This window comes from Rhizobium sp. GR12, assembly GCF_036596185.1.
GTDB lineage: Bacteria > Pseudomonadota > Alphaproteobacteria > Rhizobiales > Rhizobiaceae > Agrobacterium > Agrobacterium nepotum.
In genome coordinates, this window is sequence record NZ_JASXTH010000002.1 from 477,147 (window position 1) to 499,074 (window position 21,928).

Consider the following 21,928-nt stretch of genomic DNA (forward strand, 5'->3'; position numbering starts at 1 on the left):
CTCTGCCTTCAAAAGCTCGCGCACGGAGCATGCGCCGCCAATTATAGGCAAAAAAATTGACTTTGGTTATGAAATAGCCTGACCGCAGGCGCGACAAAAACGCCGGACTGTTTCAGCCATGCCATATTCCAGCGCATCCGCCGTCAACCCGTGGCCGATAGAGACCTCAGCGAGATAGGGTATGCGTTTCATAAGCTTGGGCAGGTTTGCTACAGTCAGGTCATGGCCGGCATTGACGGCAAGCCCGAGCGCTGCGGCGTAATCGGCCGTCTGTCCGAGTTTTTCCAGAAGCGCGTCACCCTTTTGCGGATCGTCAAAACAGCCGCCATAAGGACCGGTATAAAGCTCGATGCGGGCCGCACCCGTCTCAGCCGCCAGTTCCACCGCTTCACGCTCGCCGTCGCCATCGGCAAAAAGCGAAACCCGCATACCGCCGGCCTTCAGGCGACCAACGACCTGTTTCAGGAAGATGGCGTGTTTTTGAAAATCCCAGCCATGGTCGGACGTCGCCTGCGACGGATCGTCAGGCACCAGCGTCACCTGCTCCGGCTGGGTCTCTTCGCACAGAACGAGAAAATCCTCGGTCGGATAGCCTTCGATGTTGAATTCCGCTGTGGGGAAACTGTCGTCGATGAGCGCGCGCAGCACGGGCAGGTCCGAAAAGCGTATATGGCGCTGGTCGGGACGAGGGTGTACAGTCAGCCCGCTTGCCCCAGCCGCCAGTGCAATATGCCCGAAATGCGCGACATCCGGCCATGGAAGATCGCGACGGTTGCGCAGCATGGCAATTGCGTTCAGATTGACGGAAAGTTTGGCGGGCATGGCATTGGGCTCCGGTTCGGAATCTACACCCTGTTTCACGCAGGTTGACGCCGACCGCAAGGAGGCCGATAAAAAATTTTAAGGATACGGGAACGAAAACAGGCAATACACGTTACGGTTCTTATGCAGTGTTCGGCAAAATGTCTTGATCAGAAGACAGGTCCGTGACGGGGAACGAGCAACGGATGCCATAAAAAGCAGGCACACTGTCAATAAGCGCGAAGGGGGAAACGATGCAGGATGGCAGGATGCCGTTTAAACACGGCGACGAGGATAAACCCAATCTAAGGATCAGCAGCTTTTTACCGGACATAAGCCTGCCCTCCTCCCTGCCCGCCGAACCGGTTCCCATCGCCGACATGGCCAACATCTTCGGAGTAACGCACCGAACCCTCCATTTTTACGAGGAAAAGGCGCTGCTGACCTCGAAGCGCATCGGTCAGATGCGGGTCTATTCCCACCGCAACGTACAACGCATGGCCGTCATCAATGTCTGCCGCGAAGTAGGCATTTCCGTCGCGGCCATTACCGACATCATGGAAAAACTTGCCCGTTCGCTCTCGCAGGAGGAGGCGGACGAGATATTTCACGCCGCGCTGAGACAGCGGAAACGGGAATTGACCGCCGAGCGTTCCACTCTTCAGCGTCAGGCCCAGCAGATCGAAGAACTACTTATCGCCGACACCGATATGGACGGCTTCGACACCGCTGAGCGGAGCCCGGCCAAGGATATCGCGCTGACCGACGCGGAGCGAAAATGCCTGGAACTGATGGCGGAAGGTTATGCGCCAGTACGGCTCGCCCGCGCGCTTGGTCTTTCGGGCACCGACCTCAATGTGCTGGAGGCGAAGATCATCGGCAAGTTCAATGCCAGCAACCGCTTTCAGGCGGTCGCCAAGGCGGTTCTGCTCGGTGTTATCCGCGCTTGAAACGGAGCATGTCCAGGAAAAGTGCGTCGCGGTTTTCCATCCGGGCAATGCGCAAAACGAGAAGATAGAGCATTGATGACGATCCGGTGTTCACCGGAAATGCTCTATCTCAGCGAACGATTGTCAGGGTCTCCGCCGCGCGCGTAATGGCGGTATAAAGCCACCGTTCGCGTGAATCGCGAAACGCATAGCTCTCGTCGAAGAGAACAACATTGTTCCACTGCGAACCCTGCGCCTTGTGCACGGTCAGCGCATAGCCGAAATCGAACTCGTCATAACGCTTGCGGGTGGTCCACGGAATTTCGGTCTCCACATCCTCGAACGCCGCCTTCAGCAATTTGATCTTGGCCGCGCCGCGATCCATATCGTCGTCCTCGGGCCGGATCATCAGGTTGATGCCCGGTTTCACCGTTTCGCGCGAAGAACTCATGACCTGCCAGAGCGAGCCGTTCAGCAGGCCCTTGGTCGGATCGTTCCTCAGGCAAACCAGCTTGTCGCCGGATTGCGGATAATCGGCGGTGAAGCCCTTCAGCTCGCGAAGCCGCTGATTATAACGGCGGCGCGTGCGATTGGTGCCGACGAGCACCTGATCGGCATCGAGCACGAGCGATTGCGTCACCTCGGACTTGGAAATCACCTGCGCGGCGCCATAGTCGCCGCGCATAATCTCCCGACCTTCCCGCACTTCCATGGCAAGATGGATGATGGGATTGTCCTTGGCCTGACGGTGGATTTCGGACAGCAGATAATCCGGCTCCTGCTCGGTGAAAAAGCCGCCGCCCGAAACCGGCGGCAGCTGTCCGGGATCACCGAGTACGAGGATCGGCGTGCCGAAACTCATCAGATCCTTGCCGAGCTGCTCGTCCACCATAGAACATTCATCGATGATGATGAGTGCCGCCTTGGCGAGAGGGCTCTGGCGGTTGATGGAGAACATCGGCGCGATGGACGTCTTGCCGGTCTCCTCATCTTCCACCGTTTCTTCGCCGCGGGGGCGGTAGATCAGCGAGTGGATGGTGCGGGCGTTGGTCGCCCCGCGCGAGCGCAGCACCTGCGCCGCCTTGCCGGTGAAGGCCGCAAACAGCACCTCGCCATCGACATTTTCCGCGAAATGTTTGGCAAGCGTCGTCTTGCCGGTTCCGGCATAACCGAACAGCCGGAAAACCGGCGTTCGGCCTTCCTTCAGCCAGCGGGAAACAGCCTTGAGCGCTTCGTCCTGTTGCGGTGAAAATAACATGCGCCCTCATCGCAGGATTCGAGCATCATGCGCAACAGAAAAAGAACGAAAGATGAATCGCACCGCGATCAGGGCGTCAATTAACCACCTGCCTCTCGACGAGCGCAGCCAATTGGTCAGCCACCGTGCTCCAGCCGTCAAAGAAGCCCATCTCGGCATGCCTGTCGCGATCTTCAGGGTTTCTGTGCATGGCATAGGCCACATATTCCATGCCATCGGGGTGATCGCGAAAACTCATGACGGCGGTGAGGAACGGGCGGGCGGACGGGCGAAAGCCCGATGTCAGCGCATCGGTGAAGATCAGGCGCTCCTCGGCATCCACCGCCAGAAAACATCCGCTGATATGGTCGCCGAATGCCGTGCCATCCTCGCTGTAGCGTGTCTCGAACGCGCCGCCGGGGTAAAGCTCCATGCGCTCGACGCGGCATTTGCCGGGATGCGGCACCCACCATTGTTCGAGGCTGGCCTTGTCGGTCCAGGCGTTCCAGACGAGGCGGCGCGGCGCTCTTATGATCCTTGAAATCTTCAGATCGAGATCAGGATTGAAAGTATCGGTCATTTGTCATTCTCCCCTTTCCGTGAGGTCTTGTCCTGTTGCGCCATGACGAACTGTTCAAGCCGGTCCGTCCGGCCTTCCCAGATGGCATGCTGTTGCGAAAGCCAGCCCTCGAGCATCGAAAACCGCTGTTTTTCCAGTGAGCAGAACCGGACCCGGCCCTGCTTGCGCGTCACGATCAATCCCGCCTCTTCCAGCTGACGGATGTGTTTCATGAACGACGGCAAGGCCATGGCGAAAGGTTCGGCAAGCGTGCCGATGCTCGCATCCCCGCCGCCCAGCCGTAAAAGCACGGCCCGCCTGGTCGGATCGGCAAGAGACTGGAAGATGTCATTGAGTTCATCTGAATAGTTTTCCATAAGGCTAACTATCACGACAAAACACTTAGCTCAATGGATAAGTTTAAAAATCACGGAAATCGCACTTCGCCAGGGAATAATCCGGCGGCCTACGGTGTCTCTTGATGTGCTGGCGGCAGATGCCGCCCGAACCAAGGAGGATATGTCCATGAAAATCCGCTTTATCGTTCCCGCCCTCGTTCTGGCTTTTGCCGGGACAGCCTATGCGGCCCCTGCGGTCGAAACGGTCAAGACCGAAAAAGGCAATGTACTTGCCGGCGAAAAAGGCATGACGCTCTACACTTTCAAGAACGACAAGAAGGGCGTATCCAATTGTTACGACAAATGCGCGGTGAACTGGCCGCCGTTTTTCGCAGCGACTGGTGATAAGGCCGAGGGCGCCTATTCCGTCGTGACGCGCAAGGACGGCAAGATGCAGTGGGCAAAGGATGGCATGCCGCTTTATTACTGGGTCAAGGACACGAAAAAAGGCGACGCCACCGGCGACGGTATGAACGGTGTATGGGATGCCGCAAAACCCTGATGGCATGAATGGCAAAACGCGGGGGAACCTCTCCCCCGCAGCCGGAACCTTCGAGGCGGAGATGCTGGCGCTGATACCCATGCTGCGGCGTTATTCCCGCAGCCTTTCCCGTTCCGACGCCGATGGCGAGGACCTTCTGCAGGACTGCGTGGAAAAGGCGCTGACCAACAGAAGGCAATGGCGCGGAACGGCCCTGAAATCATGGGCTTACACGATAATGACTAATCTTTATCGCAACCGCCATCGCACCGAGAAACGTCACCCGTCCGAAAGTCTCGACGGCCATGAAGAGATCGCTATTGCCGATACGCTCGGCGATACGCTGGAGAACGACCGACTGCACGGCGCTCTGGCGCTTCTTTCGCCCGAGATGCGGGCGGTGCTGATGCTGGTGACGGTGGAAGGCTACAGCTATCAGGAGGCGGCCGAGACATTGTCGATCCCCGTAGGCACCGTCATGTCCAGACTGTCCCGCGCCCGCGAAACCCTTCGCCAGCACTTGGCGGCGGACAATATCATTCCCCTGCGGAGACCACGATGACAAGGCCCGACGCCATAACCGAAGACGATCTGCACGCCTATGTCGACGGGCTTTTGTCCGATGATGACCGCGCGGCTGTCGAGGCATGGCTGACCGAAAGGCCGGAAGAGCAGAACCGCGTGCAGGACTGGAAAAAGCAGGCCGAAGCCCTGCGAAACGCATTCGCCACCTATGCCGCCGAACATCCGCACGACACCGCGATGCTGAACCGCAAAACAAGCTTCACATGGAGGCTGAAGCCGTTTCTTCCTCGGACGGCGGCCGCCTTGCTGATCTTCGCGGCAGGTGCCGTGGCGGGCAGGCTTGTGCCATCCTCCCTGTCCACGCCGCAGGACGTAGTGCTGGCATCGCTGACGACGGACATTCCCACACAGGCGAAATCGGCCTATCTCATTTACGCAAACGAAGTACGCCACCCCGTTGAGGTCGGAGCCGGGGAGCAACAGCACCTTGCGACATGGCTCGGCAAGCGGCTCGGCTATCCCTTTGCGATCCCCGATCTTTCCAAACTCGGATATGATCTCGTCGGCGGACGCCTCATCCCCGTCAGCGGCAAGCCCGGCGCGATGCTGATGTATCAGGACAAGACCGGCCGCCGGGTAACGGTGCTGATCGGCCATAACGAGGAAAATCGCACCACCAGCTTCCGCATGGCGAGCGCCGACGGCATCGAGACCTTCTACTGGATCGACAACGAACTCGGTTATGCCGTTTCCGCCGAACTGACACGCACCGAAGTGCAGAAGATCGCCGAGGAATGTTACCGCCAGTTCCCGACGTAAGAGCGTCTATTTCAGCACAACGAAGGTTCCGATAATCGTGGTCTCCGCCGGACCACGATCAAACCAGCCGGACAGAACGACAGGCGAGGTCAATTTTTTTATGGATCGATCCCCTCCGTGCCGGGTTTGAGAAGTCTGGACAACAGGCTATTCTCCCTTTGACAAACGCTGGAGCAAACCAATGTATGACGACATGCCTTCCGTCACCCTGCCATCCGGAAAAGAGGTTCCAGCCCTTGGCCTCGGCACCTGGAACATGGGGGAGGTGAGATCGTCCGCTCCGCAAGAGATCGAGAGCATCCGCAAGGCGATCGATCTCGGCATGACATTGATCGACACGGCAGAAATGTATGCCGACGGCCGATCCGAAGAAGTGGTCGGCACGGCAATCGCCGGCCGGCGCGACGAGGTGTTTCTGGTCAGCAAGGTCTATCCCTGGAACGCCAGCGCCAGAGGTACCATGGAGGCCTGCGAGCGCAGCCTCACAAGGCTCGGCACCGACCGTATCGATCTTTATCTGCTGCATTGGCGTGGCGAACATCCGCTCGCGGAAACAGTGGCGGCTTTCGAGCGGCTGAAAAAGGACGGCAAGATCGGCGACTGGGGCGTCTCCAATTTCGACACCGACGACATGGAAGAGCTTTTCTCAGTTGCTGATGGCCAGAATTGCGCCGCCAACCAGGTACTCTACAACCTGTCCCGGCGCGGGCCGGAATTTACGCTTCTGCCCTGGTGCCAGCAGCACGGCGTGCCGCTGATGGCCTATTCCCCCATAGAGCAGGGCCGCATCCTCAAAAACCACGAACTCATCCGCATCGCCAAGGCCAATCAGGCAACACCGGCGCAGCTGGCGCTGGCATTTCTGCTGGAAAGAGAAGGCGTCATCGCCATCCCGAAATCCGCCAGCGCCGCCCGCGTGGAGGAAAACCGTGGCGCGACCGATCTGGAGATCACCGACGAGGACTGGGCCGCGCTCGACGCTGCCTTCCCGGCACCGACGCGAAAGATCGCGCTGGAAATGCTTTGATGGAACAGAGCGTTAACGGGGTTTTCGGAATCGGACGCTGAAGCGGTTGAATCGGAATGTGAACGCTGCGGATCAAGACCGGGGCGCTCACATCGATCAGGCAATCGTATCTTTCCAAGCGTTCCCTGAAGCGGCAGTAACGGCGCGGTGCTCCGCGCCGTCATGCGAAATCACCTGCGGCGCTTTACGACGGTATGCGGCGATCATATTCCTTTTTCAGTTCCAGCCAGGCATCCCAGAAGGGCTCCGGTTCCTTTTCCTGAAGGCGAGCGGCAAGAACATCGAGATGCGCGTGCCAGCCGGCGCTGACATTGAGTCTGGTCGAGCGCTCCGCCAGACGGCGGTGGACCAGCGTCAGAAGCACTTCCTTGCCCAGAGCCTGAAGCTCGATAGACACTTCCGCATTCTCGCCCCAGCTGAAGACGAGGCGGTGCGGCGGAACAACGGTGATGATGCGCGACGCCATCTTGTGTTCTCCGGAAAAACCTTCGGGGCGATTGCCCGGCGGATCGGAAAGCTCGTCGTTGCGCCAGACCAGTTCGAACGGCGCATCGGGCGCAAGTTTCATTTCGCCGGATGCCAGCCACCGGCGGCGAAGCTCGCTTTGTGTCAGATAGGCCCACACCCGTTCGATCGGTCCGGGCAGAAGCCGCTCGATCTTCAGGGTCGTCGGTTCGACGAGTTGGCCATAGGTGTCAGACATTGCAATATCAGCCATTGTCATTTTCTCCATCTGCAGGGGATTTTCCCTGTTCATCCTCCCTGAGCATCTGCTCAAGAATATCGAGGCGGCTGTTCCAGAACTGCCGGTAGAAACTCAGCCATTCATCCGCCTGCGCCAAGGGTTCCGGTGCAAGGCGGCAGACATGGGTGCGCCCCCTCACCTCGCGGCGGATAAGCCCTGCGTTCTCCAGCGCCTTGATGTGCTTAGACACCGCAGCCAGCGATATATCGAACGGCGCGGCCAGCTGGCTTACCGTTCGCTCGCCAAAGGAAAGATCGCGTAGCATCGTGCGCCGCGTGGCGTCACCAAGGGCATGAAAGACAGTGTCGAGCTGTGGAACAGATAATTCAACCATATTGTTGAATATAGCCCGTCGACCCAAAAAGTCAACCATATGGTTGAATATTAATCCGCGAAGAAAATTCCATAAAAAAAACCCGCGGCGAACCGCGGGCTTGATATTCTGAAGCGTATTTCGAAGGCGAAGACTTACATCCCCTGCGAACCGCGGTTCATCGCCGCAATGCCCGTGCGGCAGATCTCGATCAGACCGAGCGGCTTGATGATGGCGACGAACTGATCGATCTTCGACGACTTGCCGGTGATCTCGAAGATGAAATGCTCCACCGTCGCGTCGACGACCTTGGCCTGAAACGCGTCCGCAAGGCGCAGCGTCTCGGCGCGGGCCTCACCCGAACCGGCGACTTTGATGAGCGCCACTTCGCGCTCGATCGGCCGTTCCTGCCCCAGTTCGCGGGCGCGAACGGTGAGATCGAGAACCCGGTGCACCGGTACGATGCGCTCCAGCTGCGCCTTGATCTGTTCCAGCACGAGCGGTGTGCCGCGCGTGACGATGGTGATGCGCGACAGATGCGCCTCGTGCTCCGTTTCCGAAACCGTCAGGCTTTCGATGTTGTAGCCCCGGCCGGAAAACAGGCCGATGACGCGGGCGAGAACGCCCGGCTCGTTGCTGACGAGAACCGACAGCGTGTGATTTTCGACGGCAGCCGTTTCCTTCTGGATGAAGTAGGCGGAACCGGTGGGTTGTAGGTGTGCGTTCATGTCCTTTTCCTCTCCCGGCTCAGACTAGCTGACGGCCCTTGGCATCGATTGCGTTGGCAACAGCTTCATCCGTCGCCTCGTCCGGCAACAGCATCTCGTTATGGGCTTTACCAGACGGGATCATCGGGAAGCAATTGGCGAGGTTGGCGACACGGCAATCGAAGATGACCGGCCTGTTGACCGCGATCATCTCGGCGATCTTGTCGTCCAGCTCCCTGGGGTTGTCGCAATACATGCCGACCCCGCCATAGGCTTCCGCCAGCTTGACGAAGTCAGGCATGGCTTCGGTATAGGAGTTGGACAGGCGGTTGCCGTGCAGCAATTGCTGCCATTGCCGCACCATGCCCATATACTGGTTATTCAAGATGAAAACCTTCACCGGCAGGCCGTACTGGATGGCGCAGGACATTTCCTGGATGCACATCTGGATCGATGCGTCGCCGGCAATGTCGATAACCAGCGCATCCGGATGCGCGACCTGCACACCGATTGCCGCCGGCAAGCCGTAACCCATGGTGCCGAGACCGCCCGACGTCATCCAGTGGTTCGGCTCCTCGAAGCCGAAGAACTGTGCCGCCCACATCTGGTGCTGACCGACTTCGGTGGTGATGAAGGTCTCGCGTCCCTTCGATGCCTCATAGAGCCGCTGCAACGCATATTGCGGCATGATGACATCGTTGGAATTCTTGTAGGCGAAGGAGTTGCGCGCGCGCCAGCGCTCGATCTGCGACCACCAGTCGGACGTCTGCGATTTTTCCGGTTTCTTCGGCAAGGCTCGCCACAGGCGAACCATATCTTCCAGAACATTGCCGACATCGCCGATGATAGGCACGTCGACACGCACGGTCTTGTTGATCGAGGACGGATCGATGTCGATGTGGATCTTCTTGGAGTTCGGCGAAAACGCATTGAGCCGTCCGGTAATCCGGTCGTCAAAACGCGCGCCGACGCAGACCAGGACGTCGCAATCATGCATCGTCATATTGGCTTCGTAGGAACCGTGCATGCCCAGCATGCCGAGCCAGTTCTTGCCGGAAGCCGGATAGGCGCCGAGACCCATCAGCGTCGAGGTGATCGGGAAACCGGTCAGCTCCACCAGTTCGCGCAACAGCCTTGTCGCCGCCGGGCCGGAATTGATGACGCCGCCGCCGGTGTAGAAGACAGGTTTTTTCGCCTTGGACATCAATTCGATGGCCGCGTGAATGGCATTGAGGTCGCCCTGGACCACCGGCTTGTAGCTCTTCTGCTGGATGGCGGCGGAAGGCGGCGTGTAGGTGCCGGTGGCGAACTGGATGTCCTTCGGAATATCGACGACGACCGGACCCGGACGGCCCGTCTGGGCGATGCGGAAGGCCTCATGGATGATGCCCGCCAGTTCGTTGACGTCCTTTACCAGCCAGTTGTGCTTGGTGCAGGGGCGCGTGATGCCGACGGTATCGCATTCCTGAAACGCATCGGAACCGATCAGCGACGTCGGAACCTGGCCGGAAAGGCAGACGAGCGGAATGGAATCCATCAGCGCATCCTGAAGCGGCGTCACCGCATTGGTGGCGCCGGGACCTGACGTGACGAGCATGACGCCGACCTTGCCGGTGGAGCGGGCATAACCTTCGGCCGCATGGCCGGCACCCTGCTCGTGACGCACGAGAATGTGCTGGATGTCTTCCTGCTGGAAAATCTCGTCGTAGATCGGAAGCACGGCACCGCCGGGATAACCGAAGATATGTTCGACGCCGTTGTCCTTCAGCGCTTTCAGAACGATCTCCGCACCCGTCATGCGATTGCTGTTATCCGTATTGTCCTTATCCGTCATTGCCTGTTTCCATCCCGCTTTGGCTTTGGATATCGAGGAGCCCGAGGGCCTGTTTGAAGACATAAAAAAAGGCCCCTAGAGGAGCCTCGTTCAGCGCATGGGTGCTTTCGCCGGATGGTTACACCATCCTGCCCATGCGCCGTCCCACCACGATAAGTACGTTAAGATTTTTCATGGGTCGGAGTGTTAGCCAGAAAAGCGTGAGCCGTCAACGCATATTGGGGGAAAAATCGGAGCCCGCTTCTTTTATTGCGAGAAATGCCATACTGGCGAAATTTTCGAACGCAATCGGTACACATGTTGTTAAATATAATCTTTTATGATCGAAGACGCAGATACTGCCCGCACCACCGCGATCATCCGCATGTACCGGGATAAGACGTGAACAACGACGAGTTTCATAAAGCGTCCCGCATGGACGAAAACGAACGGCGATCCGGCCAGCAACCGGCAAACCGCATGCTGGGCCGCGTCATCGCCTGTAACGGCGCGCATGCGACCATATCCGCCGAAACCGAGATCGGTTCCACCGATGTTGCGCAACTCTGGTCCGTCGGCCGCCTGATTTCCATCGAAATGGGGACGAGCCGTGTCGCGGCGCTGGTATACGCCATGCGCACCGGCGAGGAACACTGGTCGTCGGACAGGCCGAACAGGCTGCTGATCGATGTGGAACTCGTCGGCGAAGTCTTCCGCACCGAGGACGGCAGCGAGCGCTTTTCCACCGGCATTTCCCGTTACCCCTATCTCGGCGCGGTGGCGCACCGCATCCGCACGGGCGACCTTGCCAAGATTTACGATGGCGGCAAGCGTGACAGCTGCGTCATCGGCAAACTGACGCAAGACGACACGATCGGCGCGACCATCAACATCCAGCAGATGCTGGCGAAACATTTCGCTGTCGTCGGATCGACGGGCGTGGGCAAAACCACCGCGGTCTCCCTGCTTTTGAACAAGGCGATCGAGACCGACCCGAAGCTGCGTGTCCTCATTCTCGATCCGCACAATGAATTCGCGGCTGCTTTTCCCGATCATTCGGTTGTCATCGATACCGATACGCTGGACCTCCCCTTCTGGCTGATGCGCCTTGAGGAATTCGCGGAAGTGGTTTTCCGGGGCCGCAAGCCGGTGCCGGAAGAAATGGACGTTCTGCGCGATCTCGTTCCGGAAGCAAAAAAGGCATTTCGCGGCACCGATGGTTCCGCCGTTCGCCGCACCTCCGATAAAAGCGCGATCACACCGGATGCGCCGGTGCCCTACCGCATGGCCGATCTTCTGGCTCTCATCGACGAGCGTATCGGGCGGCTGGAAGGGCGTGGTGAAAAGCCGGCGCTGCGCTCCCTGAAGGGTCGCATCCTCTCGGCTATCAACGATACGCGCTACAATTTCATGTTCTCCAGCAATACGATCAGCGATACCATTCTGGAAACGGTGGCGCATATCTTCCGTATTCCCGGAGAAGGAAAGCCGATCTCGGTTTTCCAGCTGTCCGGCATCCCTTCCGAAGTGGTGAACTCGGTGGTTTCCGTCCTCTGCCGCATGTCGTTCGAGCTTGCGGTCCTGGCGCGCGGCTCGCTGCATATGCTGGTGGTCTGCGAAGAAGCGCACCGTTATGTTCCGGCCGACCCCGAGCGCGGCTTTTTTCCCACCCGGCAATCGATCGCCCAGATCGCCAAGGAAGGCCGAAAATACGGCATCTCGCTCGGCGTCATCAGCCAGCGGCCGAGCGAACTGGACCAGACCATCCTGTCGCAGTGCTCTACGGTTTTCGCCATGCGGCTTTCAAACGAGATCGACCAGAAGATCATTCTGTCCGCTGTACCGAACGCCTCGACATCGACCACCAGCTTTCTCTCATCCATCGGCAATGGCGAGGCCATCGCCTTCGGTGAGGCGGTGGGCGTGCCGATGCGCATGCGCTTCGACCGCGTGCCTACAGTCAAACTACCGAAGGCGAGCGGCATGATCAGCCACACGTCCCACGAAACGCCCGATACGGTCGATCTGAACACCATCGTCACCCGCATGCGCTCTGTAGCCAAGCCGGTCATCACAGGCTTTCAGCAAAGCGTCGAGGCGGCCTTTTCCGATCTGCCGGAACCGGTGGCCATGCCCAGAGAGACGGATGATATCGATCGCTGGAAGCGCGAACTGGGCACGACCACAACGGATGGCTACGAGCCTTACCGCCCGGACATGCTGCCCGGACGCGCGACCTCAGCGCCGCAAAACCCGGCGGCTGCGGTGGACACCGCCTCCGGCGCCGTCAACGAATTGCGCAAGGCCGGTTTCCAGATGCACGCACAGAATGGCCCGCCCCCCGGCGATGCACGCCCGTCACTGCGGGAAAGCCTGCTGAAGAAGCCGCTCGGCAGTCTCTACCGGAAGGATTGACCCTGGCCTTCACGGCTGGATACGGGTCCAGTCCGGTCCCATCTGGTTGCGAAACCATGTCATCTGCCGTTTGGCATATTGACGGGTCGCGGCCGCCGATTTTTCGATCACCTCAGCCTCGCTCATGCGACCAGTCAGCATATCGGCGATCTGGGCAACGCCGATTGCCTTCATTGCGGTCGCGTCGGGCGCAAGGTTCAGGGCGAGAAGGGCTTTCACCTCCTCCACCGCGCCGCTCTCCATCATGGTTTCGAAACGACGGTTGATGCGGTCGTGCAGCACCGGCCTTTCCGGCAGGACGACAAATTTTTGCGCCCGATCCGGATCGACAATCACCGGGCCACTGGATTTTTGGAAATCCCGGATCGACTTTCCGGTCGCCTCGATCACTTCCAGCGCCCGGACGATCCGCTGGCCGTCCCCCGGCTGAAGCCCTTCCGCCATGGCAGGATCGCGCAGCGATAGTTCCGCATGAAGAACAACCGCCCCCTCTTCGATCAACCGGGCACGCAGCCCCTCGCGTATGTCGTCCGGAATGGCTGGCATATCGGAAAGGCCACCCGTCAGCGCCTTGAAATAAAGCCCCGTGCCGCCGACGATGACGGGAAAGCACCCCTCATTGCGCAAATCGTCGAGCAAGGCCGAAATCTCGCGCAGCCATTCGCCCGTCGAATAGAGGTTGCTCGCCGGCACATGACCGTAAAGCAGATGCGGCACGCCTTCCATTTCGTCCTCGGATGGCCGCGCGGTCAGCACCCTCAGCGTATCGTAAACCTGCATGCTGTCGGCATTGATGACGACGCCATTCCGCTCCAGTGCCAGACGAAGCGCAAGCGCGGACTTGCCGCTTGCCGTTGGGCCGGTTATCAGGATCGCATCAAAATTCTCATCAAGGTTTTTCATCATGGCTTTCGTTGCCACGCTTATCGCCAATCCGTCAAATCCTGTTCTGACACCGGCCCTCGGCGAAGCGGCCGCAAAGGCCGTAAATGCGTCGGGTCTCTACTGGCTGGCCGACGGCATCGCCTGCGATATCGCCCTGCCCGAAGGAACCGATGCGACGCAGGCGCGCAACGCGCTTACCGGCGCACTTCTGGGCCAACCGGTCGATATCGTCATTCAGGAACAGGACAGGCGGCGCAAGAAGCTTCTGATTGCCGATATGGATTCGACCATGATCGGCCAGGAATGCATCGACGAGCTGGCGGCGGAAGTCGGGCTGAAGGAAAAGGTTTCCACGATTACCGCCCGCGCAATGAATGGCGAGATCGCTTTCGAACCGGCGCTGCGGGAGCGTGTGGCGCTGCTGAAGGGCCTGCCGGTCTCTGTTATCGACGACGTCATCGAAAAGCGCATCACGCTGACATCCGGCGGCAAGGAACTGATCGCCACCATGAAGGCGAAGGGCTACTACGCTGCTCTCGTTTCCGGCGGCTTCACCGTGTTCACCGGCCGCGTCGCGGCCATGCTGGGTTTCGATGAGAACCGCGCCAATCTTCTCGGCGAAGCCAATGGTGAGCTTGACGGCACCGTTGCCGAACCGATCCTCGGCAAGCAGGCCAAGGTCGACGCACTGAACGATATAGCCGCAAAACTCGGCATCTCGCCGGAAGAGGCGATGGCCGTCGGTGACGGCGCCAACGATCTCGGCATGCTGCATCTGGCCGGTGCAGGCGTTGCCCTGCACGCCAAGCCGGCCGTTGCCGCCGAGGCGCAGATGCGCATCGACCATGGCGATCTGACCGCGCTTCTTTACATCCAGGGCTACCGCAAGACGGATTTTGTCGTTCCATGATCATCCGCGAGACACCAAGGCTCATTCTGCGCGAGTGGAAGGAGAGCGACCGCGATCTGTTCCGCGAAATCAATGCCGACGAAAAGGTCATGGAATTTTTCCCCTTCCGCCGCAGCCATGCGGAAGCGGACGCCGTCCTGGAAACCATCAATGGCATGATCCGCGGCAGCGGCTACGGCTTTTATGCCATGGAACTGCGCGAAACCGGCGAAGTCATGGGGTTCTGCGGCATATCGCCGGTCATGAACCTCGATCCGCCCTTCCCGCTTGGAACCATGGAGATCGGCTGGCGGCTGGCCACCCGCTTCTGGGGCCACGGCTATGTCACAGAAGCTGCCCAATCGCTGCTCGTCATGGCCTTCGACGAAAAGGAAACGCCGGAAATCGTCTCCTTCGCCGTCCATAACAACCAGCGTTCAACGCGGGTAATGGAACGCATCGGCCTCAAGCGTGACCCTTCGCGCGACTTCGACCATCCGCGTGTGCCCGAGGATAGCCATCCGCATTTGCGCCCACATGTGACCTATGCGTTGACATTGCAGGAGTGGCGGGAACGACAGGCGCAATAACGCCCTCGTCCGCCACACCCAAACCTATTTCACCGCCGCATTGCCGCCATCGGCAAACAGGGCTGCCCCGGCGACGAAGCTCGACATCGGGCTCGCAAGGAACAGCGCGGCCTGCGCCAGCTCTTCCGGTTCTGCGATGCGTTTCATCGCATGCAGGCCCGCAGCCCATTCCTTCTGGGCGGCGTTTCCGGCCATGGGCGTATCGACCCCGCCCGAAAGCACCGCATTGGCGCGAATGCCCTGCACGGCATAATCGGCGGTAATGCCTTTCACCAGCCCCATCAGCGCGGCCTTCGATGTGCCATAGGCCGCCATGCCCGGTATGCCGGCACTGGTTCCGACGAAGCTGGAGGTGAAGACGACCGAGCCGCCGCCCCGCTTCAACATCAGCGGAATCTGGCTGCGCGCGCCTAAAAATGCGGAGGTGAGATTGGCGGTGAGCACATGATCCCATTCCTCGAGCGAAATCTCCGCGAGCGGCTTCATGGCGCCGACCGCGCCGGCATTGTTGACGGCGATATCGAGACCGCCGAAGACGGTCAGAGCCGCATCCGCCAGCCGGGAATGGGTTTCCGCCAGACCGACATCACCCACGACCGTGTGAACACGAGCGCCGGACTGGCGAATAGCCGTGGCTACCTCCTCCAGCGCCGCCGCACCGCGCGCATTGATGACGACGGCCGCACCCTGTTCGGCAAACAGCATTGCCGTCGCCCGGCCGATGCCGGATGACGCGCCGGTGATGATGGCAACCTTGTTTTCGAGTAATTTCATATCCTTGGCCTCCTGTGTTCGGAGACCAAGGGATAGAGACTGCACCTACCCGCAACCACCCGATTCCTGATGGATCGGGCGAAAGGCGTTTATTCCAGCGGCAGCGCCACGACGCGCAGATTGCCCTGCGCATCGGCAACCATCATATGCGCATTCTTGCGGCCCTCGGATTTCAGGCCGTTGACGCGCACCAGCACGTCGCCCGGAACCTCCATGAAGTCCTGTCCGACCTCGACGATGACATCGCCCGCCTTCATGCCCTTCTGTTCGGCCGACGAACCCGGCTCGACGCTGGCGACGAGCACGCCTTCGACGCTTTCGGCAATGCCCTTTTCCGTCCGCAGCTCATTGCTCAGCACCACGAGGTTCATGCCAAGTACGCGCTGCGGCGCTTCGCGCACCTCCGGCGTCTGGTCCTGAGCCTGATCGTCGGCGCCACCCTTATCTTCCGGCACCACTACGCCGCCGTCGCCGTCTTCGGCCTGCGGATCGTCGGTTGCGGCCTTTTCATCCGGCACGTCCTGCAACTGGCCGAGCGTCACCTTGACGGTTTCTTCCTTGCCGTCACGGAAGATCACCACATCGACCTCCTTGCCGACCTGGCTTTCCGCCACGATCCTCAGGAGGTCACGCATCTCGTGAATATCCTTGCCGTCGAATTTCAACACGACGTCACCGGCCTCGATCGGGCCATTTTCCACCGGACCGCCCTTGGCCACGCCGGAAATCAACGCGCCCTTGGCGGTTTCCATGCCGAGGCTTGCGGCCACGTCGTCGGAAACCGGCTGAACGCGAACACCGAGCCAGCCACGGCGGGTCTCGCCGAATTCGATGAGCTGCTGCACGATATTCTGGGCAAGTTCCGTCGGAACGGCAAAACCGATACCGATCGAACCGCCGCTCGGCGAAATGATCGCCGTATTGATACCGATCACCTCACCCTTCATGTTGAAGAGCGGGCCGCCGGAATTGCCCTTGTTGATCGCCGCATCCGTCTGGATGAAGTTGTCATAGGGTCCGGCATTGATGTTGCGGCCGCGCGCGGAGACGACGCCGACGGTCAGCGATCCGCCGAGGCCGAAGGGATTGCCGATGGCCATCACCCAGTCGCCGATGCGCATGCTGCGCGAATCGCCGAATTTGACGGCCTTCAACGGAGCCTTCGGTTCCACCTTCAAGACGGAAAGATCGGTTTTCGTATCGGTGCCGACCAGCGTTGCCTTGAGCTTCGAACCGTTCGGGAAAATCACCTCGATGGCATCCGCGCCCTCGATAACGTGGTTGTTGGTGACGACGTAGCCGGCCGGATCGATGACGAAGCCGGAGCCGAGCGAATTGACCTTGTCGCCGCCTTCCGGTTTCTGGTTGTCGAAATAATCCTTGAAGAACTCCTGGAAAGGAGAGCCTTCCGGCAACTTCGGAGGAATGGGCCCCTTGCCGTCGGTCTTGACGTTCTGCGACGTCGAAATATTCACCACCGCATCGAGAAGCGGCGCGGCGAGATCGGCGACCGATTCCGGCCCATGGCTCTGCGCTCTCGCCGCAACCGGTGCCGAAAGGCTACCCGCCATAAGCGCGATGCCCGCGACTGCGGCAATGCTGCTGCGAAAAGGCGAAAGAAGGGTCACGGCCATAAGCGTCCTCGCGTTTCAAATAGTCTCGCTTTGCATATATCGACAAAGCATAAGGCGGAATGATGAAGTGTAAAAATACCTTTTCGTGAACAGGCGAATGACGCCCTGCCCCTGTCCACAGCATTGGCACGAAAACCGGGTCAAAAGAAAGGGCCGGCCCAAACCAGTCCTCAAATTACCAACAACGGCTGCTCACGCCCTCTCCTCCGTCATCATCGGGCCTGACCCGAGGATCCATAGCGCTCGGATCGTGGATTCTCGAGTCGAGTCCGAGAAGGACGCCATGCGAGTGGAGATGTCTGTCAAAAAGAAAGGGCCGGTCAAAACCGGCCCCTCCAAAATCAGTCGATCTGCTATCAGTTCGCCGGTGCCGGTGCGGCCGGAGCCGGGGACGGAGCACCGTTGATATCGTTGAAATAACGGAAGAAGGTCGAGTCGGGAGACAGGACCAGCGTAGTGCCGGTTCCAGACAGTGCGCTGGAATAGGCCGCCATCGAACGATAGAACTCGAAGAAGCTCGGATCGCGCTGGAAAGCTTCACCGAAAACCCGGTTACGCTCCGCATCGCCCTCACCGCGCAACACTTCGGACTGGCGACGGGCGCCGGACTCGAATTCCACGACCTGACGATCGGCGATAGCGCGGCGGCGCTGGGCCTCCTCGTTACCGCGGGCGCGGATCAGCTCGGCTTCCGCCAGACGTTCCGACTTCATGCGTTCAAAGGTCTGCTGCGACACTTCCTGCGTCAGATCGGTACGGCGGATGCGGACATCCACGATGCTGAGGCCGAGCGATTCCGCATCGGTGCGCAGGTCGTCACGTACTTCCTGCATCATCGATGCACGCGCATCCGAGAGTGCGGATTCAAAACCGCGAAGACCGTAGACCCGGCGCAGTGATGCGTCGAGACGGGTGCGAAGACGCGATTCCGCCGACATCTGGTCGCCGGAAACCGTTTGCCGGAAGCGGCGCGCATCCGTGATGCGATAGACCACGAAGGCATCGACCTCGTAGAACTTGCCGCCGGAAACCTGGACGCGGATGTTGTCGTGATCGAAGCGCAGCGCCCGGTTCTCGACATATTGCACGCGGTCGGCATCCATGAAGGCGAAGGGCAGCTTGAAATAGAGGCCCGGCGCCGTTTTCACGTCCTGGATTTGACCGAAGCGCACGACGATGGCCTGCTGGCGCTCGGTGACGACGAAGATCGACGAATAGCCGAGGAAAAGCACGGCCGCGAGACCGACGAGAATGGCCGTAAGACGGTTGCCCATATCAGTTGCCTCCCTGCTGTGTCGCGCCCGGATTGCCGCGCATGATCTCGTTCAGAGGCAGATAAGGCACCACACCCTGTTTTTCGTCGATGATGACCTTGTTGGAGCCCTTCAGGACCTGTTCCATGGTTTCCAGGAACATGCGCTGGCGGGTCACATCAGGTGCCGTGCGATACTGGTCGTAGATGGAGATGAAGCGCTGCGCCTCACCCTCAGCCTCGTTGACGACACGCGACTTGTAGGCGTTCGCCTCTTCGACGATCTGTGCTGCCTGACCGCGTGCGGCGCCCAATTTCTGGTTGGCGTACTGGTTGGCTTCCTGAACGAAACGATCCTCGTCCTGCTCGGCACGCTGCACTTCATCGAATGCGTCGGCCACTTCGCGCGGCGGCGCCGCATCTTCGATAGCCACGGCATTGATGGAAATACCGGCGCCGTAACCGTCCATGGTGGACTGGATGATGGTGCGGACATCCGCCGCGATCGCCTGACGGTTATCGCGGAAAATATCCTGTGCCGGACGACGGCCGACGACTTCGCGCATGGCGCTTTCGGAAACCTGCTGCAGGGTTTCGGCCGGGCTGTCGACGTTGAAGAGATAGGATTTCGGATCCGAAACGGTATAGAGCACCGAGAACTGCACGTTGACGATGTTCTGGTCGCCGGTCAGCATCACGCCGCTCGATGAAGACGACGAAGCGCGCGAACCGATATTCTGCTGCTGTTCGGTTACCTTGACGATTTCAACCGTCTCGACCGGCCACAGATGGAAATGCAGGCCCGGCATCGAGATTTCATCCTTGGGACGGCCGAAACGCAGCTCAACGCCACGCTCGTCCGGCTGGACGGTGTAGATGGACTGGATGCCGAGGAATACCAGCACGACGAGAACGACGATCGCAACCGCGCCGCCATTGAAGCCGCCCGGCAGGACATTCTTGAAACGGTCCTGGCTGCGCCGGATGATCTCTTCCAGATCGGGCGGGCCGCCATTGCCGCCGCCACCGCCGCGAGGCTTGTTAGGCCCCTGTCCCCACGGGCCGCCACCGCCGCCCTGGTTGTTTCCGCCACCGCCGCCGCCCCAAGGGCCGCCGCCGCCATTCTGATTGCTCCAGGGCATCAATACCTCTTTATAAAAGCCTCTCCCGATCCCGTTCGAAAGCGATTGCTCGCGTGCGGCGGGAATATGGACCCGTTATAAGAAGGAGAAGCGTCCGTTTCAACGCAGAGGTGGTAACTAAATACCCGATCAGGGTAAATAGTTCACTTTGACGCGGCTCTCCGCAAATAAGTGGTGAACAGAACCGGGTAATTGTCCTTTTCCCCTGCGGGAACGGCACTTTCCTCGATTTTTTCGAAAACGGCCGGGTCGATTTCCGGAAAAAAAGTGTCGCCATCGAGCTTTACGGCCACATGGGTGACGGAAAGTTGATCGGCAAACGGCATCGCCTGACGGTAAATTTCCCCACCACCGGCCACGAAAACCTCATCCACACCCAGTTCCCCAGCCTTGCTTTTGGCAAGCTTCAGGGCGTCTTCCAGCGATGACGCAACGTCCACGCCTTCCGGTCTGTAGTCCGCGTTGCGGCTGACGATAATGTGCGGCCGGCCCGGCAAGGGGCGCTCGCCGACGGATAAAAATGTCTTGCGGCCCATGATGAGCGGCTTGCCCATCGTCATCGCCTTGAAGCGTTTGAGATCGGTGGAGAGCTTCCACGGCATATCGAGATCGCGGCCGATAACGCCGTTTTCCGAGACAGCGACGATGATGGTGACGCGCGGCCCGCTCATACCGCGATCGGCGCCTTGATGGTTGAATCGGCCTCGTAGTTCTCCAGCGTAAAGTCTTCGAACTTAAAGGAGAAAAGGTCTCGCACATCCGGGTTGAGGCGCATGGTCGGCAAGGCCTTGGGCGTGCGGGTCATCTGCAATTTCGCCTGCTCGAAATGGTTGGCGTAGATATGCGCATCGCCGAGCGTATGGACGAAATCGCCGGGCTTCAGCCCGGTAACCTGCGCAACCATCAGCGTCAGAAGCGCGTAGGAAGCGATGTTGAACGGCACGCCGAGGAAAATATCGGCTGAGCGCTGGTAAAGCTGGCAGGACAGCTTTCCGTCCGAAACATAGAACTGGAACAGGCAATGGCAGGGCGGCAGCGCCATCTCGTCCACCAGCGCCGGGTTCCACGCCGAAACGATATGGCGGCGGGAATTGGGGTTGGTTTTCAGGGCTTCGATCAACAGCGCGATCTGGTCGATGTGACGTCCATCCGGAGCCGGCCAGGAGCGCCACTGCGCACCGTAGACCGGACCGAGATCGCCATTCTCGTCAGCCCACTCGTCCCAGATGGAAACGCCGTTCTCCTTGAGATAGGCGATATTGGTATCGCCCTGCAGGAACCACAGGAGTTCATGGATGATCGAGCGCAGATGCAGCTTCTTGGTGGTCAGAACCGGAAAACCTTGCGCAAGGTCGAAACGCATCTGGTAACCGAAGACCGAGCGCGTGCCGGTGCCGGTGCGGTCTCCGCGGTCGGAGCCGGTATCCATCACATGCCGGAGAAGATCGAGATATTGTTTCATGCGTTCTGCCGCCGATTCCCTGATATTCAGGCAATATAATAGCACAGGGCGGCAGAACAAATCACCGGGGTCGTTTATCCCCGTTTTTCCGGGGAAATCAGAGCGACGGGAGTTTGCCCAGTTCCTTGGCCACCAGATAATAGAAGGTCACGCGCGACTTGGAGCGGTCCCCCGCCATGACCTTGCAAACCGCATCGATCGCCTTGTCGGCGCTGTCATCGGTAATGCCGAGCTTCTTGCCGCACCAGCTGGCCTTGACGCGTGCAAGCTCTTCCGGATCGGAAGCGGACACCAGCGATGAATCCCGGTTACGCAGTGCGATACCGAGATGTTTGACGATCTTGCCGACCACGGCTTCGTCGGCTGCTGCATCGTATTTCTTCACATCTGCGAGATAGTCAGTCATGTCCACTCCTTAGCGTGTGTCCCCGGCCCGGTGTTGTTTCAGGTGACCGGTTGTACGGAGAATGTGTCAGCAATCCCTCGTCGTCAAGAATTGTCTAAATTGCCGACGGAAAATATGAAACCTTT

Annotated in this window: 24 protein-coding genes; 8 read left to right on the forward strand and 16 right to left on the reverse strand. The window is 59.6% G+C overall.

Features of this window, described 5'->3' with window-relative positions; translation table 11 throughout:
* Nucleotides 1-66: 66 nt before the first annotated feature.
* The gene (locus QSK43_RS05315) at nt 67-822 is read right to left on the reverse strand and encodes a pyridoxine 5'-phosphate synthase (RefSeq protein ID WP_332302548.1); all 756 of its coding nucleotides are present in this window, start codon (nt 820-822) and stop codon (nt 67-69) included.
* 233 nt (nt 823-1,055) lie between these two features.
* On the opposite strand from QSK43_RS05315, the gene QSK43_RS05320 reads away from it, so the two are divergent.
* The gene (locus QSK43_RS05320; RefSeq protein WP_332302549.1) at nt 1,056-1,751 is read left to right on the forward strand and encodes a MerR family transcriptional regulator; all 696 of its coding nucleotides are present in this window, start codon (nt 1,056-1,058) and stop codon (nt 1,749-1,751) included.
* Between the two features lie 109 nt (nt 1,752-1,860).
* On the opposite strand, the gene QSK43_RS05325 is transcribed toward QSK43_RS05320, so the two are convergent.
* The 3 genes from QSK43_RS05325 to QSK43_RS05335 all read right to left on the reverse strand — a co-directional run bounded on the left by QSK43_RS05325 (nt 1,861) and on the right by QSK43_RS05335 (nt 3,903).
* The gene (locus tag QSK43_RS05325; protein WP_332302550.1) at nt 1,861-2,988 is read right to left on the reverse strand and encodes an ATP-dependent DNA helicase; all 1,128 of its coding nucleotides are present in this window, start codon (nt 2,986-2,988) and stop codon (nt 1,861-1,863) included.
* 76 nt (nt 2,989-3,064) lie between these two features.
* The gene (locus QSK43_RS05330) at nt 3,065-3,547 is read right to left on the reverse strand and encodes an SRPBCC family protein (RefSeq protein WP_332302551.1); all 483 of its coding nucleotides are present in this window, start codon (nt 3,545-3,547) and stop codon (nt 3,065-3,067) included.
* Entirely contained in the window at nt 3,544-3,903 is a 360-nt protein-coding gene (locus QSK43_RS05335) for an ArsR/SmtB family transcription factor (RefSeq protein ID WP_332302552.1), read from the reverse strand. Before QSK43_RS05335 ends, QSK43_RS05330 begins: the two co-directional genes overlap by 4 nt.
* Nucleotides 3,904-4,045: 142 nt before the next feature.
* Between QSK43_RS05335 and QSK43_RS05340 the strand changes: the two genes are divergently transcribed.
* The 4 genes from QSK43_RS05340 to QSK43_RS05355 all read left to right on the forward strand — a co-directional run bounded on the left by QSK43_RS05340 (nt 4,046) and on the right by QSK43_RS05355 (nt 6,776).
* Nucleotides 4,046-4,426, forward strand: a complete 381-nt coding sequence (locus tag QSK43_RS05340; RefSeq protein ID WP_052679719.1) for a COG4315 family predicted lipoprotein — start codon at nt 4,046-4,048, stop codon at nt 4,424-4,426.
* Nucleotides 4,410-4,967, forward strand: coding sequence for an RNA polymerase sigma factor (locus QSK43_RS05345; protein WP_045023794.1), 558 nt, complete (start codon nt 4,410-4,412; stop codon nt 4,965-4,967). The genes QSK43_RS05340 and QSK43_RS05345 overlap by 17 nt, the downstream gene beginning before the upstream one ends.
* On the forward strand, nt 4,964-5,749 hold the full coding sequence (locus tag QSK43_RS05350; RefSeq protein ID WP_332302553.1) for an anti-sigma factor family protein: 786 nt from the start codon (nt 4,964-4,966) through the stop codon (nt 5,747-5,749). Before QSK43_RS05345 ends, QSK43_RS05350 begins: the two co-directional genes overlap by 4 nt.
* A gap of 181 nt (nt 5,750-5,930) precedes the next feature.
* Nucleotides 5,931-6,776 (forward strand): aldo/keto reductase, encoded by an 846-nt coding sequence (locus tag QSK43_RS05355; protein WP_332302554.1) that lies wholly within the window; start codon nt 5,931-5,933, stop codon nt 6,774-6,776.
* A 184-nt stretch (nt 6,777-6,960) separates the two neighbouring features.
* On the opposite strand, the gene QSK43_RS05360 is transcribed toward QSK43_RS05355, so the two are convergent.
* The 4 genes from QSK43_RS05360 to QSK43_RS05375 all read right to left on the reverse strand — a co-directional run bounded on the left by QSK43_RS05360 (nt 6,961) and on the right by QSK43_RS05375 (nt 10,375).
* On the reverse strand, nt 6,961-7,494 hold the full coding sequence (locus QSK43_RS05360; RefSeq protein WP_045023789.1) for an SRPBCC family protein: 534 nt from the start codon (nt 7,492-7,494) through the stop codon (nt 6,961-6,963).
* Nucleotides 7,487-7,855 (reverse strand): ArsR/SmtB family transcription factor, encoded by a 369-nt coding sequence (locus QSK43_RS05365; protein ID WP_045023788.1) that lies wholly within the window; start codon nt 7,853-7,855, stop codon nt 7,487-7,489. Before QSK43_RS05365 ends, QSK43_RS05360 begins: the two co-directional genes overlap by 8 nt.
* 134 nt (nt 7,856-7,989) lie before the next feature.
* Complete coding sequence (gene ilvN / locus QSK43_RS05370) at nt 7,990-8,562, reverse strand: acetolactate synthase small subunit (RefSeq protein WP_332302555.1); 573 nt, start codon at nt 8,560-8,562, stop codon at nt 7,990-7,992.
* A 19-nt stretch (nt 8,563-8,581) separates the two neighbouring features.
* Nucleotides 8,582-10,375, reverse strand: coding sequence for an acetolactate synthase 3 large subunit (locus QSK43_RS05375; protein ID WP_332302556.1), 1,794 nt, complete (start codon nt 10,373-10,375; stop codon nt 8,582-8,584).
* 381 nt (nt 10,376-10,756) lie between these two features.
* On the opposite strand from QSK43_RS05375, the gene QSK43_RS05380 reads away from it, so the two are divergent.
* Complete coding sequence (locus QSK43_RS05380; RefSeq protein WP_332302557.1) at nt 10,757-12,769, forward strand: ATP-binding protein; 2,013 nt, start codon at nt 10,757-10,759, stop codon at nt 12,767-12,769.
* A gap of 9 nt (nt 12,770-12,778) precedes the next feature.
* Here QSK43_RS05380 and miaA read toward each other — a convergent pair whose 3' ends face one another.
* Nucleotides 12,779-13,675: a tRNA (adenosine(37)-N6)-dimethylallyltransferase MiaA gene (gene miaA, locus QSK43_RS05385; RefSeq protein ID WP_332302636.1), complete on the reverse strand. Its 897-nt coding sequence runs from the start codon at nt 13,673-13,675 to the stop codon at nt 12,779-12,781.
* Here miaA and serB point away from each other — a divergent pair.
* Nucleotides 13,674-14,564 carry a phosphoserine phosphatase SerB gene (gene serB, locus QSK43_RS05390; RefSeq protein WP_332302558.1) on the forward strand — a complete coding sequence of 297 codons (891 nt, stop codon included), beginning with the start codon at nt 13,674-13,676 and terminating at the stop codon, nt 14,562-14,564. The two genes, miaA and serB, sit on opposite strands and share 2 nt — an antisense overlap.
* Nucleotides 14,561-15,133: a GNAT family N-acetyltransferase gene (locus tag QSK43_RS05395; protein WP_332302559.1), complete on the forward strand. Its 573-nt coding sequence runs from the start codon at nt 14,561-14,563 to the stop codon at nt 15,131-15,133. Before serB ends, QSK43_RS05395 begins: the two co-directional genes overlap by 4 nt.
* A 24-nt stretch (nt 15,134-15,157) precedes the next feature.
* Here the strand turns inward: QSK43_RS05395 and QSK43_RS05400 are convergent, their stop codons facing one another.
* The 7 genes from QSK43_RS05400 to QSK43_RS05430 form a co-directional block, all read right to left on the reverse strand.
* Nucleotides 15,158-15,907 carry an SDR family oxidoreductase gene (locus QSK43_RS05400; protein WP_332302560.1) on the reverse strand — a complete coding sequence of 250 codons (750 nt, stop codon included), beginning with the start codon at nt 15,905-15,907 and terminating at the stop codon, nt 15,158-15,160.
* Between the two features lie 89 nt (nt 15,908-15,996).
* Nucleotides 15,997-17,541 (reverse strand): Do family serine endopeptidase, encoded by a 1,545-nt coding sequence (locus QSK43_RS05405; protein ID WP_332302561.1) that lies wholly within the window; start codon nt 17,539-17,541, stop codon nt 15,997-15,999.
* A 356-nt stretch (nt 17,542-17,897) separates the two neighbouring features.
* Nucleotides 17,898-18,815 (reverse strand): protease modulator HflC, encoded by a 918-nt coding sequence (gene hflC, locus QSK43_RS05410; protein ID WP_332302562.1) that lies wholly within the window; start codon nt 18,813-18,815, stop codon nt 17,898-17,900.
* Between the two features lies 1 nt (nt 18,816).
* Entirely contained in the window at nt 18,817-19,935 is a 1,119-nt protein-coding gene (gene hflK, locus QSK43_RS05415; RefSeq protein WP_332302563.1) for an FtsH protease activity modulator HflK, read from the reverse strand.
* A gap of 143 nt (nt 19,936-20,078) precedes the next feature.
* Nucleotides 20,079-20,606, reverse strand: a complete 528-nt coding sequence (locus QSK43_RS05420) for a dihydrofolate reductase (RefSeq protein ID WP_332302564.1) — start codon at nt 20,604-20,606, stop codon at nt 20,079-20,081.
* Complete coding sequence (locus QSK43_RS05425; RefSeq protein WP_332302565.1) at nt 20,603-21,397, reverse strand: thymidylate synthase; 795 nt, start codon at nt 21,395-21,397, stop codon at nt 20,603-20,605. The genes QSK43_RS05420 and QSK43_RS05425 overlap by 4 nt, the downstream gene beginning before the upstream one ends.
* Before the next feature lie 97 nt (nt 21,398-21,494).
* Nucleotides 21,495-21,803: a DUF2853 family protein gene (locus QSK43_RS05430; protein WP_332302566.1), complete on the reverse strand. Its 309-nt coding sequence runs from the start codon at nt 21,801-21,803 to the stop codon at nt 21,495-21,497.
* Between the last annotated feature and the right edge of the window lie 125 nt (nt 21,804-21,928).